Below are 17,305 nucleotides of genomic sequence, written 5' to 3'. Positions count from 1 at the left end.
TTCCTTAAGCTAAGTTTCTATCTTTAATTGCTGTTGCAAGCATATCTAGCATTGTTGCAGTATCTTCCCAGCTTAGGCATGGGTCAGTAATAGACTTGCCGTATTCTAGGTTGTTGATATCTGTCATTGGCTGGTTACCTTCAACAATGAAGCTTTCCGCCATGATGCCTGCAATTTGATTCTTGTTAGATTTGATTTGCTCACAAATGTCTTGTGCAACTTCTAACTGTTTACGGTGTTGTTTCTGACAGTTAGCGTGGCTAAAGTCTACAACCAAACGTTGAGGTAGATCGAATTCAGCCAGTTGCTTACATGCGTTATCTACAGATTCAGCATCAAAGTTAGGGCCTTTATCACCACCACGCAGAATTACGTGACCGTATGGGTTGCCAGAAGTACGGTAAACCGTCATACGGCCGTTCTTATCTGGCGAGTAGAAGTAATGTGAAGCATGCGCAGCACGAATCGCATCAATAGCAATTTTGATGTTGCCGTTAGTTGCGTTCTTGAAACCAACTGGGCAAGACAGTGCAGAAGCCATTTCACGGTGAATCTGAGATTCAGTCGTACGAGCGCCAATTGCGCCCCAAGTGATAAGGTCTGCAATGTACTGACCGGTGATCATATCAAGGAATTCAGTCGCGGTAGCTAGGCCAAGCTTGTTGATATCTAGTAGAAGCTTACGAGCTTTGTTCAAGCCTGTTTCAAGTGCGTATGACCCATCAAGGTTAGGATCGGTAATCAAACCCTTCCAACCTACAACAGTACGAGGTTTCTCGAAGTAGGTTCTCATTACAACGAACAGTTCATCTTTGTACTGGTCTTGAATCTGACTTAGACGCTCGGCGTAATCAAGTGCCGCTTCTGTATCGTGAACAGAGCAAGGGCCTACGATAACTAATAGGCGGTTATCACGACCCGTTAGAATATCTTCGATTTGGCGGCGAGAATTTTTAATGCGCTCAGCAACGTCGTCAGTAATAGGATGTGCATTGCCTAGTTCGGCAGGAGTTGGCATAGGACCCAGAGCTTGGGTTCTCAACTCATCAGTTTTTAATGGCATGTGATGGCTTTTTTATTCTATTGCGAAGTGGTTAAGATAACGGAATTGAACAGAGGAATAAACTCTCTTAAGTCAAAGTTATCTCTGTTATTGCTAATATTCTTATTTTTATCAGCAGGCCAGCGCCAAATAAGGGATTTTCACTTGTATTAACAGGCAGCTATCGGTATTTTCGTTTGAACACAACATAAAAATGCTGGAGCAGCAATGACTCAAGAAAATCAAAGCACTTTGCACCCAGAACTAGTCTTAGGTGATGTGCTGCCTTCTTACAACGATAATAATAATTCTAACCATTTATACGTTTCATTATCTGAATTGGTTATGGATCGTATCTTCTATCACCCAAGTATTGAAAGTCACTTAGATACACTGACTGATATCGAAAAAACCTCTTTAGATGCGATCCTTGGCGATAAAACAGTCGATGAGCATTTTGTTTCGACCTTAGTGATTGCCATCCAAGCTGCCGTTCAGCCAAATCATACTTCTGTTCGTATCGCGTTAAGTAGTGCTGACAGCTATAGCTTCCGTTCACTACTTGGTGGTAGCTGTGAAGCCGAAGAGATAAACCCAGCACTAGGTGTTCGTGGGGTTGCTCGTTATGCAACATCAGAGTACAGCAAAGCATTCGCTTTAGAGTGTCAGGTAATTAAAGCATTGCGAGAGCAGGGTATTAACGTTGAAGTGGTTGTACCGTATGTACGAGCATTAAGCGATGCCGCTAAGATTATTGATTTGCTTGCAGAGCAAGGTTTACCGCGAGGCCTTAATGGTTTGAAAGTACTGTTCTCGTGCGATGTGCCGTCTGCAGTGCTACTGAGCGAAAGATTGCTGCATTACTTTGATGGTGTTGTAGTGAACGTTGATAGCTTAGCGTCTTTCACTTTAGGCGTAGACAAGCACAATGAAGCTCAGCAACATGCTTTTGATCCACAAAACGAGGCGGTTATTACCTTGTTGAGTATGATTGTTAAAGCAACGCTGAACGCGAAGAAGCCCGTCCTGCTTGTGACTCAAGGCTTGGTGGACTACCCGCGTCTACAAGGCTTTATCGCTGATCTTGACGGTGTTGAGACAGTCGTTACTGCATAGATCAGCTTATTGTCTAAATAAATCAACTTGCTGTATGAGTTTATTTAAAGCAATAAAGCTTTGAGAATGAAAGAGATATCATTATGCGATGATATCTCTTTTTTGTAACATTTTTTTGACATCTCGAGCGCTAATCGATTAACTGGTCTGATGACTTATTTGACTAGGTAACTCGAATGTTGACCCCTCTACAAAAAGCAAATTTCTACTTGAGCATGTTTGGCTTTTTCAAAGTGCCTCTGATCTGGCTATGCCGACCAAAACTGCTCGCGCTGGATAATCAACATGTTGAAGTGAAAATTCCTCTCAAAAGACGAACTAAGAACCACCTCAATAGCATGTACTTTGGTGTGTTAGCAGTAGGTGCTGATGTGGCGGGGGGCTTTCTTGCAATGAGTAAATCCCAGCAGCAAGGCGAAAAGATCTCGCTGGCATTTAAAGAGGTAACAGGTAACTTCTTGAAGCGCCCGGAAGGTGACGTACACTTCACTTGTAACGATGGTGAGCTGATCAACACTATGCTGGCTGAAACTATGTCTACTGGCGAGCGTGTGAATCAACCCGTAACCATAATCGCGACTTGTCCGTCTTTGCATGGCGATGAACCAATGGCAGAGTTCACGCTAACGCTTTCGATTAAGAAAGTTCCTTCTAGAAAATAGCTCGGAAGTATAAGGTTGGTCGGAATCTGAAGATTATAGTTCAACAGAAAGCATTTGTTGAACAAGTGGAAGAGCGGTATGTGAATTGAATATCCACATACCGTGCCGCACACCGTAGCAAAGTTAAGATTCTTGAGTGATTTGCTCGATGTCGACGATCTTTGAACGGTTCATTACGATTTTCCAACGGTAATAGGTTGGTTCAGTATCGTGATTGTTCTCTTTAATGATCAGGTTGAGCAGGTGACGCTTTTCGACAGACTCACGGCTTACTTGCCCTTCATTCAGGCGATATACGTTATTTGACCCCTTGTCCATCAAGCGTGTCAGTGCTCTCAGGCTGATCGATAACGTTTCACGAGTCTCTTCGTAACCACTCATGAATGTTGACGTCGACATCTCGGTATGTGAACGATAGTGCAAGACTTGCTCTTCACGCTGAACGACACGTTTCTTGCGTATTGATTGAATACGATCAGCTAACTTGGAAAAGTTCGCATAGTCCAACCATTCAAGCTTGTGGCCGACAGATTTATTGGTTGTTGGGTCAAAGTAGCGACGCTTCCACTTGGGTTTGCCTTTACGAAGCCAACGCCAAAGGATGTCTCTCAAGTCATCTTTAAATATTTCACGCAGTGCGTAGATAAATGACATCGACACGATGAAAGAAGCAGTAATCTCTCCCAGAAAATCACGAGCTAATATGACGGTTGTCGTCACGACTACCATGACTAAGCCTGTCGCAATACCTTTAACGGCACGCTTAACGTTTTTACCCATGGAGGTAGTCTTTTCTTTGAGTACGATAGGGTGCTCTATCAAACGTCGCAGCAGTCGCATCTTGTTACTCAAACGAGTGACGTCTTCACGAACTTTGGCTGAGTTATAGCGATTAAGTTTACGATGAGCTGTCTCTTTGTCACACAGCGTCAAGAGTCGCTCTTTTATCGTCGAGTACTCACTGCCACGCGGCATATGAGAGACCAGAGATAAGAACTTTTGCTCTGTGTACCAAGAAAGATAGTTATCAATGTTTGCGTAGTAGCGTTTGAGGTTTTCTTCATAAGGAATACTTCGGCGAAGCTTCTTCAAGATGTCTAACGCGAGCTCAATGACTTCATCAACCTCATCAGCGGTTACGTCGTCACTATCAGTCTTATTTAAACTGCTCACGGCTTTATCTAAAGCAATAACATATTGATATGCGAACAAACTCAAACTCACACGATACTGTGTCGTTGATAAGCGTCCACGTTTTGCCAAGCGACTGTGTACCAAAGGTAACAGTGTCTTGTCACTGTAGTAGGCGCGCTTTTGAGTAATTGAGCTGTAGAAAAAGGCACTTTCAGAAAGTACTTCGGGAGTGAGTCCGAGTTCACCGGGAATGAATAGATAAACGTCCATGTCGAGCTTTTTGGTCTTCGCCATTGCATGGTTAATTTTAAGTGTTATCGCATCTTGTTTATCAACGGTGATCAACGATGTCTCCTAGAATGTAAAAATATGAATGAAACTAGCGAAAGCATATCAGAGATCACGTATAATCACCGCCAAATTTAAAGTAGAGAAAATCTTGATGATTAATATTGGTCAAATAAACAACTTAGAAGTAGTAAAGCAAGCCGACTTCGGTGTATTCCTTGACGCTAGCGACTATGGAACCGTGTTGCTGCCAAAACGATTTACTCCTGAAGGTGTTGAAATTGGTCAAAAACTGGATGTTTTCTTATACATTGATTCTGACAACCAGATCGCTGCAACGACTGAAAAACCAATTGCTCAAGTGGGGCAATTTGGCTTGATGACGGTTGAAGGCGTAAACAGCACCGGTGCATTCATGAGCTGGGGCGTGAAAGGTAAAGATCTTCTTGTTCCTTTCAGCGAGCAACGTGGCCGTTTAAACGAAGGTCAGTCAATCTTAGTATATGTGTATATTGATAAAGCATCTAGCCGCATTGTAGGTACAACAAAGTTCAACAAGTGGTTAGACAACACGCCTGCGACTTATAAGCAAAACGAGCAAGTGGATCTCATTATCGCTGAGCGCAGCCAGTTAGGTTATAAAGCGATCGTGAACGGCGAGCACTGGGGCATGATTTTCCCATCAGACATCATCGGTAAGCTGTTCATAGGTAAAGCGCTAAAAGGCTACATTAAAAACGTTCGTGAAGAAGACGGTAAGATTGACTTGTCTCTTCAGAAAATTGGTGTGGCTAAAATGGATGACCTAAGCACTAAGGTTCTCGATCTGCTTGAGAAGAAAGGTGGTTACTTACCTTTGAATGATAAATCTTCTCCGGAAGTTATTTTCTCTGCATTCAGAACCAGCAAAGGTACGTTCAAGAAGACAATTGGTGGTTTGTACAAGTCTGGCAAGATCACTATCGACAAAGAAGGCATCAGCCTAGTTAAATAAGCGAGCTTGTCGGTCAAAAAAAAGCCCAAACCTTCCTGTTTGGGCTTAGGGGAAAGGGCTCCGAAGAGCCTACGCTAATCGTTTTAATTCTTTGACTGTTAGACTGAAGTCTAGTTTAAATTCCCTAATAAGCGATTTTTGTTATTGGAAATAGCGACTTGAATTGATATTTGTGTAATTAAGTGTTGATTTTTCAGTGCTTCTCTTGAAATGAACTAGCCGACAAGAATAGAAAAAGCCCAAACAATGAAGGTTGTTTGGGCTTTTTGTTTTTCTCAGTACAGTGAGAGCTTTAATCGAACGACTAGAAAAGGTTTTTGTCGCGTACTAGTTCTCTTGGTAAGCCATTCTTCACTCGGTTACCTACCCATTTACCAAGGCCGATGATTGCGCCGTTGTATTTTACTAGCACTTCGCCTTTGCCTAACAAGCCTTCTGGGCGAACGTCTCGGCCCATGAACCATTCTCGAGCATCTTCGATGCTGAGGTTTACAATGTTAGTTTCATTACCTGTCGCGAGCGTTGTCGCGACTTGGTGTTGCCATCGGTAACCTTTTTTATGGGTTTCAGCGATCTTGATGCCCATACGAGAGAAACGGAATGCACCGATCATAGGCTCAAGCGCCTCAGGGAATAGCCAAACGTCTTTATCTCGGATCCAAACTTGAGTATCACTTGGTAGTTCGATATCGAGAGCACTAAGCAGTTGTTCAGCGACTTCTTGCTGAGCTTTCTTTGACGCTTTTTCAAATGGGAATTTACCCATGCGTTTTTTAACTTCTGGTGGAGTCACAGACGCTAGTTTACGGATACGTGCAACAAAGAAACCTTCAGAGTCATACACCTGAGGGAAGATGTGAAGAAAGCCTTCTTCAGTAGTCGTTGCTTTTGCGTTGTCGAACAGTGATTCAAGAGATTCAAACTCAACCGCATCACCAAAGGTTTCTTTTAGGTGATGGCACACTTGTTGGTTCTCTTCAGTGCTTAACGTACATGTTGAGTAAACCAAAACACCATTAGGTTTAAGAGCATGGAATGCACTTTCAATCAGGTCTTTTTGCGTGTCAGCAATATCGACTACAGATTGATACGTCCAGTTCTTCATCGCATCAGCGTCTTTACGAATGGTACCTTCGCCAGAGCAGGGTGCATCCAGTAAGACAGCATCAAACTGTTCTGGCAACCAACCACCGAAAACTCGACCATCGAAGTTACTGAGTGCGGCATTACGAACGCCACAACGCTCGATGTTGGCGTGAAGTACTTTCACACGGCTTGCAGCGTATTCATTGGCAACCAACACGCCGCGATTATTCATTAGCGCAGCGATTTGCGTTGTTTTAGATCCGGGTGCAGCAGCAGTATCTAGCACGGCTTGGTAATCAGCTTCGCCTTGAAAAAGAGCCGAAGGTGGCATCATAGAACTGGCTTCTTGGATGTAGAAAAGACCAGACATGTGTTCTGCCGTATTACCTAGAGGCGCTTCACTTTCATCGGCTGTAATCCAAAAACCCGTTTCACACCAAGGTACAGGTTCCAGTTCCCAGCCTTTCTCTTTTGCTCTTACTAGGAAGTCTTCCACACTGATTTTCAGTGTGTTGACTCGAATACTTTTACGCAGTGGTTTTTGGCATGAGGCAACAAAAGAAGCCATATCTAGGTGACTAGGCATGATCGCTTCGATGTGCGTTAGGAATTCTTCAGGAATATATACGTTAGCGTGCAAAAGAGTATCTCGAATTATTGCATTAATGCGGGGAGTTTAAAGCAAAATGAGGTCGTCCTAAACCATATTTACGGCAAACAACAAAAATGCAGCCGAATGGCTGCATTTTGATGAAGAATTAATCTTCGTTAAGCTGTATTAATTTGCATGGATCTTCTGAGGATTCACTCTATGGGCGAGGAATCGCGGTTCTCCATGATTTCCACTCATCTTCTGCTTGAGGGTATAGGTAGAAAGACTGATCTTCGCTTGCCACAGGCTGAAGTTCACTCGTCGGTGGCGTTGAGAAGGTAATTCCGCCTCTTAATAAACTGTCTACCGTTCCGGCTTTGATGTTTGCACCCGAGAGACCGATAGAAACATCGACACCCGACACGTTCCAGAACACTGTGTTTGCGCGGATCAGATACGCGTAGTCAGGTTCTATTTGAATCGTAGAGATGATGCGGTCAGCAAACTCGCCGAGTTGAACATCGATAACACTACCGATTTCTAGCTCACGGAATAGGATAGGCGTGCCTTCAGACACCGAGCCTCGCGTTTCGCTTTGTAGCTGGAATATCTTGCCTTCAGGCTGCACTGGTCCTTTGCTAAGCTTAAATTTCGTACTTCTGTCACCATTGCCCGGATCTACGTTGATGTGCTTAGAGAGAAGCGCAGAGACGTTTTTGATGCCATTAAGGCCGATCTCAGGTTCTGCCAACCAGAAGTGACTGTTCGCCACGGCAATCTTGTCAACGTACTCAGGTAAGATTCGCGCGGTAATTTCAATGCCGCCTTTATTGAAGTTAGGGATCACCAAAGTGACCTCACCTACAGTGACACCTTGGTATTTGATCGCCATACCCTTGCTGACTTCTTGATCGCCAGAAGAGGTAATCGTAATCGCGCGGCCAAATTTTCGAGCGGATTTAGAATCTTTGTACAGCTTCCAGACATCGCCAAGCTTATTGTCTATACCGGGAAGCGAATCAAAAGCAATACCACCCTGAATTAGCGTTTTAACGGGTGCCGCTTTAATACTAATACCCGATAGCGAAGCATCAATCTCAACGCCTGAGCGGTTCCAAAAAACGGTATGTTTATTGAGTAAGTGCGTGTAACGATTTTCGATCGTGACTTTGATTCTTACACCACCATCTGCAAGCTGAAAATCCGAAATGCTACCCACTTGTAGGTTACGGTAGAGCAGTGGGCTGCCTTTAGAAATTGAAGGTAACTCACTAGCAAATAACGAAAGCGTCTTTGAGCCTGACTGATTAAACTTAGCGATTTCTGCTAACGACTTGCTTTGGAAAAGCTGGTAGTCAGTTCGAACTTCAGGTTTACCTTCACTCACAAAGCTGATCGAGCCAGTAAGAAGCTGTTTTGCCGGTGGAACCGTAACACTTAGACCTGATTCGGTCAGCTCTGCGGTCGCACTGCCTGTCACAAAGAAACGGTTGTGGCTTTTGATTAGGTGCGCATATTCGTTATCGATAAGCGCATCCATAAACACTTCGTGCTTGTCAGAGCCAGTACCAACACCATCAACTAAGCCAACTTGAATGATAGAGCCAACGGCAATGCCTTTGTAGAGCAGTTGTGTACCGACATCCAATCCGAATGAATTGTTCGATGTTAAGCGAATCGCGACTGACTTTTCTTGTTCCTGACTGAACTCGTTTTTACGAATCGCAGTAAATCGACGCGCCTTTTCACCTTCGCCCGGTACCAAGGTTAAAAAGTTACCTGTCACTAAGTTGGCAATGTTTTTCATACCAGTGAGTGACAGTTCAGCTTCTTCTAAAACGAATTTACTGCCGCTATTCAAAAAGTCACTGAATGCCGGTTGGATAGCCGCAGATGCGACCACATTTTCGCGACCTTCGCTTAAAGATAAATCAGTGATCTGACCGATTTCAATGCCTCGATACATGATCGGAGCGCCTGTTGCGCTGATCTTGTTGTCATCTGGCACGGCGATCTTTATAGAGATGCCACGACCGGCGGTTTTCAAATCTGGGTAGAGCTTGAACTTGGTGTTCATCTCGACGGGCTGACCTTCTCCGGGAGAGTCAACCGCAATTGAACCACCAAGCAATGCACTTAGGCTCTCTAAACGAACATCAACACCAGAAAATCCGATACTGGCACCTAAACCACTGACATTCCAAAAACGGCTTTGGTCGGTAATGATATGGCTGTATTCATCTTTAATCGACGCTTGGATCGTAACGGATTTCGCGTTGTCGTTTAACTGGTAGTTGTAAACCTCACCAATTGGAATTTTACGATAAACGATTTGAGAGCCAACAGACACGCCGCCCAGATCTTTGGTTGTCAGTGAAATGTTCAAACCTTCAGAAGCGAGTAAATCAGAAGGGGACGATTCTAGGGCTTGGAAAACGGTTTCTGGTTCTTCTTTCGTTTCGCTAGGATGAATAGCAATGTAGTTACCCGAAACAAGCGCGTCTAGCCCTGAGATACCAGACAAACTCGCCGTTGGTTTTACGAGCCAGAAACGTGTGCCCTTTGAAAGTAGCTTCTTCGCTTCTGGGTAGATGTCAGCATCGACATAGATGCTCGATAAATCTTTGGACAAGGTGATGTCGCGTACCATACCCACCTCTAAGCCTTGGTAACGAATCGTTGTTCGACCTGCGACTAAACCTGCGGCATTTGAGAAGTATATCTGCACACGTTGCCCTGCATCGTGTATCGATTTCATGACCAACCAACCGGCTAAGGCGACGGTTAATATCGGCAAAATCCACAAAGGTGAGATGCCTTTGTTTTTTCTTACTTCTGGTGAATATGACGTTTGTGATTGGTTATCGTTGTTCATTCACTGACTCATCTTTAGAGGTGTAGTTATCCCAAATTAGCCTAGGATCTAAGCTTTCCGCTGCCAGCATCGTGAGAACAACAACGACACCAAAAGCGACTGCACCATAACCTGGTGTAAAGTTTAAAATCTGTCCACGGTCGACCAAGGTCATCATGATCGAAATAACGAACAGATCCATCACCGACCATTTTCCCACCCACTTCACAATGAAATAGATGGTCATGCGCTGCCTGTGGTAAACCGCGCGCTTCATCTTGATACAAATCAAGATGTACGTTAGGCCAAGTATTTTCGCAACAGGCACGACGATACTGGCAATGAAAATGATCGCTGCGATGCCATACATGTCGCTATTGATTAGCGAAGCGACACCAGAAATTATCGTGTCTTCTAACCTTTGTCCGTTTGTAATAAGGATTGAAATAGGAATAACGTTGGCTGGTACGATAGCCACTGACGCAGCAAACAATAGAGCCCATGTCTTCTGTATAGAGTAGGGCTTACGGTGATATAAGTCATGGTGACAACGTACGCAAGTATGACCTTCAGGTTGAGAAAGGTGGCAGTTGTGGCAGTGTACGTTCTTACTTTCTACAAAAGAGTAATCAGACTCTTGAGCCCAAGCTTCCCAATAGCGACGCACACTGATACGGCTTACCAGTAATACACTGAAAAGCTGCAGTAAAATCAATCCAACTAAACCAGGGCCGACAAAAATATCGGAGTAATCCTGCAGTTTGAAGCATGAGACAGCCAAACTTACCAGAAATACATCCAACATCATCCAATGCTTTAATGTCTGGATGATGGATAACGCATACCTAAATGGCGTGAAAATCTTAAAGCGCAATGCTGCATGAGTGACGAGTACAGAGGTACAAACGAGTAACGGGGCGATCGAACTGCAGAATAGGATGAGTAGGCCTAGTAGAGGGAAGCCTTCACCCATTAAAGTAAAGACACCTGATGGTAACGTCGCAGGTATCATGACGCCAATCAGACGAATACTGATAAATTCAAAAAAGTGTGAGGGGATAAACAGCAATAAGCAGGTAATCGCGATTGCTAGGTTTCCAGACAGGCTCGGTGTACCGCCTCGGTAAAGCTGGGTGCCGCACCTTGGACAATATGCGGATTTTCCCAGAGGGATATCCATTTTATCAACGGGGAGTTCGCAGCCCTGACACAGACGTACAGAGCTGCTATCGCACTGGTGCTCGGTTCTTAACGGAGACTCAGTTGCTAACGGAGACTTAGTTGTCAACGGAGACTCAGTTGACAACTGGTGCTGAGTCGATAAAGAGTTGGTTTCGGATGGGGAGGTCACGCGACCTCCCAAGTTGAAACACTAATCAGACTTTTAAGCTGATTTAAATGCCTAGAACTACACTGATTTAAGTCCCTAGAACAATAAACATCAGGCGTGCGATTGCACACTGCCATAGAGTGTTTGATATAGTCCTTGTTGTTCAACCAATTCACCATGCGTTCCCGTCTGTGTGACTTGCCCATCTTCTAAAACATAGATTAGATCGGCCTGTTTCACCGCTGATAATCGATGAGCCACTATCAAAGTTGTGCGATCTTTCAAAAACTCGCTTAGTGCTTTATGCAGTGCTGACTCTGTTGCTGTATCCAGTGCAGATGTCGCTTCGTCAAGAATAACAAACTTAGGGTTACTCAGCACCATGCGGGCGATCGCTAAGCGTTGTCGTTGACCGCCAGACAGTCGAACGCCATTCCTACCAATTTGCGTATCCAAGCCATTACTCAGCTGTTTGATAACATCTTGCATTTGAGAGACTTCAAGCGCCCGCCACAACGACATTTCATCGTATTCAGCACCAAGGGTCAGATTATGCCTTAATGTATCGTTAAAGAGTATAGGTTGTTGTAAAACAACGGCAATTTGACTGCGTATTATGTCAAAGCTGATGTCGTCCGTTGTTTCACCATTAAAGCGTATACAACCAGAGTCGGCTTGATAAACCCCAATTAACAACTGGATCAACGTTGATTTACCACCACCGCTAGCACCTACTAAGGCAACTTTTTTTCCTGCTGGAATGTGTAGCGATAGCCTGTTTAAAACAGTGTTTTCTAATGTGTAAGAGAATGTAACGTCTTCAATGTCGACTGTCACTTCTTTATGGTCATCAAAAGGGTTTACCTTGCTAACAGGGCGATGTTCTTCTTCTAGTTGCAGTAGGTCGTTAATACGTTGCAGCGCTGCTTTCGCGCTATACCACGAAAACTGAATGCCTAATAACTCTTGAACAGGGCCGAGCATGAACCATAAGTAGCCGAAGACTGCGAAAATTTGGCCAATGGTTAAATCACTAAATAACACCATCAGCATGGCGACGGCGCGGAACAGTTCAAAGCCTAACAGAAACAGTAAAAAGGACACCCGACCGGCGGCTTCAGATTGCCAAGCGTATTTATCAGCATCGATTCTCACTTGGTTTGCTTGAACTTTAAGTTCATCAAGAAAGATACGCTCCTTATTAGCGGCACGGAGTTGATAGATGCCATCCAAGGTTTCAACTAAGCGATTCTGAAAACGCTCAAAAGACTGGTTCTCATATTTTTTGAGGTGTTTAACTCGGCTGCCGAGTTTACGAGAAAAATAAATAACAACAGGATTGACCAGTAAGATAAATAGCCCAAGTCGCCACTCTAACCATAGTAGGACGATAGCGGTTCCGAACACCGTCAAGAAACTGATGATAAATTTAGAAAGGGTCGAGCCAATGAACTTATCAATGGTCTCTATGTCTGTAATTAGGTGAGCATTAATACCGCCGCTGCCCTTGGTCTCATATTGTCGGATGCTAATGCGGCCAAGTTTATCGATCATCTTGCTACGCATCTGGTAGGTGATCGTTTTGGAAACCAAAGTAAATTGTCGACCTTGTAGAATATTCAGCGCTTGGCTGGCCGAGCGCATTAAGATAACCAACAAGAGAGTAAGCGCAATATAACCAGTCGGCGTTTGCAATGAGACTGGAAGTAGATGATTCATCATCTCTAACCCTGAAGCTGGCTTATCAAGCAAAACTTCATCGACCATGAGTGGCATAAGCAGAGGGATAGGGACGCTAATTAATGTTGCAAGAATGGCAACAAAGTTAGCAAACAGTAATTTGGACTTGTGTTTTTTTACTTGAGTTATCAACCAAGAACGGCTAATAGTGTCTTCTGAATTGTTCATTGTAATGAGAATAAGTCCTATTTAGTTTGATGGCCGCATTTTACTGCGTTCTCTTGATAATGGAAGTCTCAATTTAATTGGAAGTTAATATGAAAATAGAACATTACCAACGCTTAACCAAACAAGCTGTTGCATTAATTGAATCTGAAACCGATCTAATTGCAAATCTTGCAAACATTAGTTCATTCTTATTCATGGAATTGGATGAACTGAATTGGGCAGGTTTCTATTTAATCAAGCAAGACCTAGCTAAGGAAAAAGACGAACTAGTACTGGGCCCATTCCAAGGCCAACCTGCTTGTGTTCGAATTCCGGTAGGGCGTGGTGTGTGTGGAACTGCGGTTGCGACAAATACAGTTCAGCGTATTCATGATGTGCATGAGTTCGAAGGTCACATCGCTTGTGACGCTGCAAGTAACTCAGAAATCGTTATTCCATTCTCTATCGGTGGCAAAGTTGTGGGTGTTCTTGATATCGATAGTCCAAATATTGGTCGTTTTTCGCAAATTGATGAAGACGGATTGACATTTTTTATGGCTGAAGTGGAAAAGGTGCTTAATTCGCACGCGAACAAGGCATAAATTATTCTCTTACTGTGGTTTTTCCCAAGCATCTCTCTATAATACGTAAAAATATTTTCTTAATGCTCGCGGAAAACCGCAAAAACCAGGAACCCACATGGAAAACACTGAAAAGTTAAAAAACAGCAAAGAAGTTATCGCATATATTGCTGAATGTTTCCCTAAATGCTTTACTCTAGAAGGTGAAGCAAAACCACTTAAAATTGGTATTTTTCAAGATCTTGCTGAACGTCTAAATGAAGACGAAAAAGTAAGTAAGACTCAGCTTCGTGCAGCGTTAAGACAGTACACATCATCATGGCGTTACCTGCACGGCGTAAAAGCTGGCGCAGATCGTGTTGACCTAGACGGCAACACGTGTGGCACGTTAGAAGAAGAGCACGTTGAGCACGCTAAAGCTACACTTGCAGAAAGCAAAGCGAAAGTTCAGGCTCGTCGTAAAGAACAAGCACAGAAAGCTCGTGAAGAAGGCAAAGCGAAAGCTAAGGCGAAGAAAGCTCAACAGCCTCGTCGTCAAGCGCCTAAAGCACCGAAAGTAGAAAAGCCTGTAGAAACACGCGCTTTGAACGCTGACGAATTCATCGCTGGCAAAGAAGTAAATGTGAACATGGGTACAGGAAACATGGCTGCGACCATTGTTGAAATCAATAAGGAAGATGTGCGTGTTCAGTTAGCAAACGGCCTACAAATGGTTGTTAAAGCGGAGCACTTGCGCGCTTAAAGGAGATACTCCTACGCATGAAATGCCGTTCAAAATTGACACTGATTGCTGCTAGCTTTTGTCTAGCAGCTTCAGCTCAGGCTCTTGAAGCCAAATTAGATCAGGACGATTTACCTTTACTCGTTCCTGAGGCCCAACACGAAACTGCTAGTAAACGTGTTACTTCTCGATTTACTCGTTCTCACTATAAACACTTCAATCTCAACGATGATTTCTCTCAAGCTATCTTTAATCGTTATTTAGAGATGCTGGATTATAATCGTAATATCTTCACTCAAGCTGATATTGACTCTTTCTCCTCATCATCTGTTCAAATTGATGATCAGCTGAAAGCGGGTAATAACCAGATTGCTTTCGATGTTTATAATCTTTCTATGCAGAAGCGTTTTGAACGTTTTCAGTATGCGCTGTCTTTGCTAGACACTGAGATTAAGTTTGATACCGATGAAAGTATTGAGCTCAATCGCAATGAAGCGGAATGGCCGAAAGATATCGCCGAAGTGAATGAGCTTTGGAGGAAGCGTGTTAAATACGATGCGTTGAACCTAAAACTTACTGGTAAAGAGTGGCCAGAGATTCAAGAAGTTTTGGAAAAGCGTTACAACAATGCGATGAAGCGTATCACGCAATCGCATAATGAAGATGCTTTCCAAATCTACATGAACGCATTTGCGCGTGAAGTTGATCCTCACACCAGCTACCTTTCTCCAAGAAATGCAGAGCAATTCCAATCAGAGATGAATCTATCTTTAGAAGGTATTGGTGCTGTACTTCAGATGACTGACGACTACACCGTTATTCGATCTCTCGTTGCTGGTGGCCCTGCGTCAAACAGCAAACAATTGAGCGACGGTGATCGTATTGTTGGTGTCGGTCAAGATGGCGAAGAGATTGTTGATGTTATCGGCTGGCGTTTAGACGATGTAGTGCAATTAATCAAAGGACCGAAAGGGACCAAAGTTAAGCTACAGATCCTGCCAGATGGTAAAGATGCAAAAAGTCACGTTGTCACAATTGTACGCGATAAGATTCGTTTAGAAGACCGCGCTGTTAAATCAGAAGTTATCGAGAAAGATGGCAAGAAGATTGGTGTACTAGAAGTACCAAGCTTCTATGTTGGTCTTTCTAAAGATACAGACAAACTGATCACTGAGCTTAAAGGGCAAGGTGTTGAAGGCATTATTGTTGATCTGAGAAACAACGGTGGTGGTGCACTCACTGAAGCAACTGAACTCTCTGGTTTGTTTATCAAAGAGGGACCCGTTGTTCAGGTGCGTGATAGCTACGGTCGTGTCAAAGTGAACAGTGATACTGATGGCGAAATTAGTTACCAAGGTCCACTAACGGTATTGGTCAATCGCTACAGTGCTTCAGCCTCTGAGATCTTTGCGGCAGCGATGCAAGATTACGGTCGTGCAATCATTCTTGGCGAAAACTCTTTCGGTAAAGGAACGGTACAACAACATCGCTCTTTGAATCATATCTATGATTTATTCGATAAAGAGTTGGGCTACGTTCAATACACAATCCAGAAATTCTACCGAATCAATGGTGGCAGTACGCAAAACAAAGGTGTAGTACCTGATATTGCTTATCCAACGCCAATTGATCCTGCTGATACTGGTGAAAGTGTTGAAGATAATGCTCTGCCTTGGGACAGTATTGATAAAGCAAATTATTCAGTGTTACAGCGTAACGATGACGAAATAATTGCTTTGACTGCCCAACATCAAGCTCGCATTGCTACTGACATGGAATTCGGTTTTATTGCGCAAGATATTGAAAAATATAAGGCAGATAAAGACGATAACGACCTTTCTTTGAATGAAAAGGTACGTCAGCAAGAGAGCGATGATGCGGATATGCTTCGTCTAGATCGTATCAACCAACGTCAAAAAGCCGCTAAATTAGAGGCATTTAAAACGTTAGATGATATTCCTAAAGACTATGAAGCCCCGGATGCTTATCTTGATGAGTCTGTTGCTATCATGCTGGATATGATCAAGAAATAGAGCAAATACCTGTTAAAAGGTGATTGTTTAAAGATGCACAATTTAAAAAGCGGGCCTAGGCTCGCTTTTTTTGTGTCTATGATTTGACAGGAATACCTGATTGTAACCGTTGAGATAGTCGCAAAGAACACTCAATACTCAGGGTTATTTAGCTCTATTTTGCGTCGAATAATGACATTTAAGTTACTTTGCACTTAAAATTTAGTGACTTGGATCATATTTTTTCGCTTTCTATTCATTACGTGCCTAAGCTTAAAGAAAACGAGGGGGCGCGTATGAAATGGATTCTACTATTTTTATCTTGTTTAAGTTTTGTTGCTTTTGGGAGCGAGGTAGCTTCGAACGATCAACAATCAAAAAGTGATAGCAATCTATCTCATTTTGACCTTCCTCTGTTGCTTGGTGATTGGTATTTGATGAACCCAGATCCTGAACAAGGCACTGAAAATTTTAGAGCAATCAAGTTGACTCTCGATTCAAACTACTCTTTCTCCATTGATATTCAGAAGAAAGACTACAGTGTCGACCATTGGGAAGGTTTGTATAACGCCAATGAAGACACCATTATTTTGGGTTTGAATACTTCTGAGCCTCAGGTTTACGCTTACAGCAGTAATCACAATATGCTGAACCTTAACGGCGTTATGTTCACCAAAGCCTTGCCCAACGCCCTGGCAGGAATATGGTCAAGTGCCGAACTGTCCGGAAGCGATTTGCGTGCCAGTAACATTCAAAAAATGGATTTAGTGCTTCAGCCTGACTTTATCTTCATGTTCCGAGTGTCCGATGAAGAAGGGGGAGAAGTCATTCGTCGCGGAGTGTATTACACCGAAGGCGACCAATTAGTATTGCTGTATGAAAATGGCGAACACGGTACTCGTTACACATTGAACAGTGATGTGTTGACGCTTCAAGGTGAAGAAGGAGACATGTTTGCGGTGCTTAATCGCATTCGTTAAGCACTATATCTCGCCGTAAAGTCAGG

General features: G+C 43.4%; 13 protein-coding genes. 7 read left to right on the top strand and 6 right to left on the bottom strand.

Going from position 1 to position 17,305, the window contains the following annotated elements; translation table 11 throughout:
- Positions 1 to 4 precede the first annotated feature (4 nt).
- Positions 5 to 1,063, bottom strand: coding sequence for a 3-deoxy-7-phosphoheptulonate synthase (locus tag H5300_RS02245; RefSeq protein WP_017077204.1), 1,059 nt, complete (start codon positions 1,061 to 1,063; stop codon positions 5 to 7).
- A gap of 207 nt (positions 1,064 to 1,270) precedes the next feature.
- Between H5300_RS02245 and H5300_RS02240 the strand changes: the two genes are divergently transcribed.
- Together H5300_RS02240 and H5300_RS02235 are read left to right on the top strand one after the other, a co-directional pair.
- Entirely contained in the window at positions 1,271 to 2,158 is an 888-nt protein-coding gene (locus tag H5300_RS02240; RefSeq protein WP_102445343.1) for a putative PEP-binding protein, read from the top strand.
- 176 nt (positions 2,159 to 2,334) lie between these two features.
- Entirely contained in the window at positions 2,335 to 2,820 is a 486-nt protein-coding gene (locus H5300_RS02235) for a PaaI family thioesterase (RefSeq protein WP_017082222.1), read from the top strand.
- A 123-nt stretch (positions 2,821 to 2,943) separates the two neighbouring features.
- On the opposite strand, the gene H5300_RS02230 is transcribed toward H5300_RS02235, so the two are convergent.
- On the bottom strand, positions 2,944 to 4,299 hold the full coding sequence (locus H5300_RS02230; RefSeq protein ID WP_004733628.1) for a hypothetical protein: 1,356 nt from the start codon (positions 4,297 to 4,299) through the stop codon (positions 2,944 to 2,946).
- 28 nt (positions 4,300 to 4,327) lie between these two features.
- On the opposite strand from H5300_RS02230, the gene H5300_RS02225 reads away from it, so the two are divergent.
- Positions 4,328 to 5,236 carry a S1 RNA-binding domain-containing protein gene (locus H5300_RS02225; protein WP_004733627.1) on the top strand — a complete coding sequence of 303 codons (909 nt, stop codon included), beginning with the start codon at positions 4,328 to 4,330 and terminating at the stop codon, positions 5,234 to 5,236.
- 304 nt (positions 5,237 to 5,540) lie between these two features.
- Here H5300_RS02225 and rsmF read toward each other — a convergent pair whose 3' ends face one another.
- The 4 genes from rsmF to H5300_RS02205 form a co-directional block, all read right to left on the bottom strand.
- A complete protein-coding gene (gene rsmF, locus H5300_RS02220) occupies positions 5,541 to 6,962 on the bottom strand; it encodes a 16S rRNA (cytosine(1407)-C(5))-methyltransferase RsmF (RefSeq protein WP_102445342.1) in 1,422 nt (473 codons plus the stop codon).
- A gap of 169 nt (positions 6,963 to 7,131) precedes the next feature.
- The gene (locus tag H5300_RS02215) at positions 7,132 to 9,789 is read right to left on the bottom strand and encodes an MlaD family protein (protein WP_182795323.1); all 2,658 of its coding nucleotides are present in this window, start codon (positions 9,787 to 9,789) and stop codon (positions 7,132 to 7,134) included.
- Positions 9,776 to 11,131, bottom strand: a complete 1,356-nt coding sequence (locus H5300_RS02210) for a paraquat-inducible protein A (protein ID WP_182795322.1) — start codon at positions 11,129 to 11,131, stop codon at positions 9,776 to 9,778. The genes H5300_RS02215 and H5300_RS02210 overlap by 14 nt, the downstream gene beginning before the upstream one ends.
- A gap of 78 nt (positions 11,132 to 11,209) precedes the next feature.
- Positions 11,210 to 13,006, bottom strand: coding sequence for an ABC transporter ATP-binding protein (locus H5300_RS02205; protein WP_102500068.1), 1,797 nt, complete (start codon positions 13,004 to 13,006; stop codon positions 11,210 to 11,212).
- Between the two features lie 89 nt (positions 13,007 to 13,095).
- Between H5300_RS02205 and H5300_RS02200 the strand changes: the two genes are divergently transcribed.
- The 4 genes from H5300_RS02200 to H5300_RS02185 all read left to right on the top strand — a co-directional run bounded on the left by H5300_RS02200 (position 13,096) and on the right by H5300_RS02185 (position 17,279).
- Positions 13,096 to 13,587: a GAF domain-containing protein gene (locus H5300_RS02200; protein WP_182795321.1), complete on the top strand. Its 492-nt coding sequence runs from the start codon at positions 13,096 to 13,098 to the stop codon at positions 13,585 to 13,587.
- Between the two features lie 97 nt (positions 13,588 to 13,684).
- Complete coding sequence (proQ, locus tag H5300_RS02195; protein WP_004733641.1) at positions 13,685 to 14,308, top strand: RNA chaperone ProQ; 624 nt, start codon at positions 13,685 to 13,687, stop codon at positions 14,306 to 14,308.
- A 17-nt stretch (positions 14,309 to 14,325) separates the two neighbouring features.
- Entirely contained in the window at positions 14,326 to 16,320 is a 1,995-nt protein-coding gene (gene prc, locus H5300_RS02190; protein WP_017082218.1) for a carboxy terminal-processing peptidase, read from the top strand.
- Between the two features lie 275 nt (positions 16,321 to 16,595).
- Entirely contained in the window at positions 16,596 to 17,279 is a 684-nt protein-coding gene (locus H5300_RS02185; RefSeq protein WP_102566686.1) for a hypothetical protein, read from the top strand.
- Positions 17,280 to 17,305: the final 26 nt, after the last annotated feature.

The organism is Vibrio sp. SG41-7, from assembly GCF_014164465.1.
Lineage (GTDB): Bacteria > Pseudomonadota > Gammaproteobacteria > Enterobacterales > Vibrionaceae > Vibrio > Vibrio splendidus.
Note: the sequence above shows the minus strand (reverse complement) of the source record. Positions and strands in the feature narration are given on the sequence as shown.

Excerpts from the sequence above, each read along its gene's own strand:
- H5300_RS02235 (WP_017082222.1), top strand. The coding sequence starts at position 2,335 with ATGTTGACCCCTCTACAAAAAGCAAATTTCTACTTGAGCATGTTTGGC.
- H5300_RS02240 (WP_102445343.1), top strand. The coding sequence starts at position 1,271 with ATGACTCAAGAAAATCAAAGCACTTTGCACCCAGAACTAGTCTTAGGT.
- prc (WP_017082218.1), top strand. The coding sequence starts at position 14,326 with ATGAAATGCCGTTCAAAATTGACACTGATTGCTGCTAGCTTTTGTCTA.
- H5300_RS02200 (WP_182795321.1), top strand. The coding sequence starts at position 13,096 with ATGAAAATAGAACATTACCAACGCTTAACCAAACAAGCTGTTGCATTA.
- proQ (WP_004733641.1), top strand. The coding sequence starts at position 13,685 with ATGGAAAACACTGAAAAGTTAAAAAACAGCAAAGAAGTTATCGCATAT.
- H5300_RS02225 (WP_004733627.1), top strand. The coding sequence starts at position 4,328 with ATGAAACTAGCGAAAGCATATCAGAGATCACGTATAATCACCGCCAAA.
- H5300_RS02215 (WP_182795323.1), bottom strand. The coding sequence starts at position 9,789 with ATGAACAACGATAACCAATCACAAACGTCATATTCACCAGAAGTAAGA.
- H5300_RS02185 (WP_102566686.1), top strand. The coding sequence starts at position 16,596 with ATGAAATGGATTCTACTATTTTTATCTTGTTTAAGTTTTGTTGCTTTT.
- H5300_RS02205 (WP_102500068.1), bottom strand. The coding sequence starts at position 13,006 with ATGAACAATTCAGAAGACACTATTAGCCGTTCTTGGTTGATAACTCAA.
- H5300_RS02245 (WP_017077204.1), bottom strand. The coding sequence starts at position 1,063 with ATGCCATTAAAAACTGATGAGTTGAGAACCCAAGCTCTGGGTCCTATG.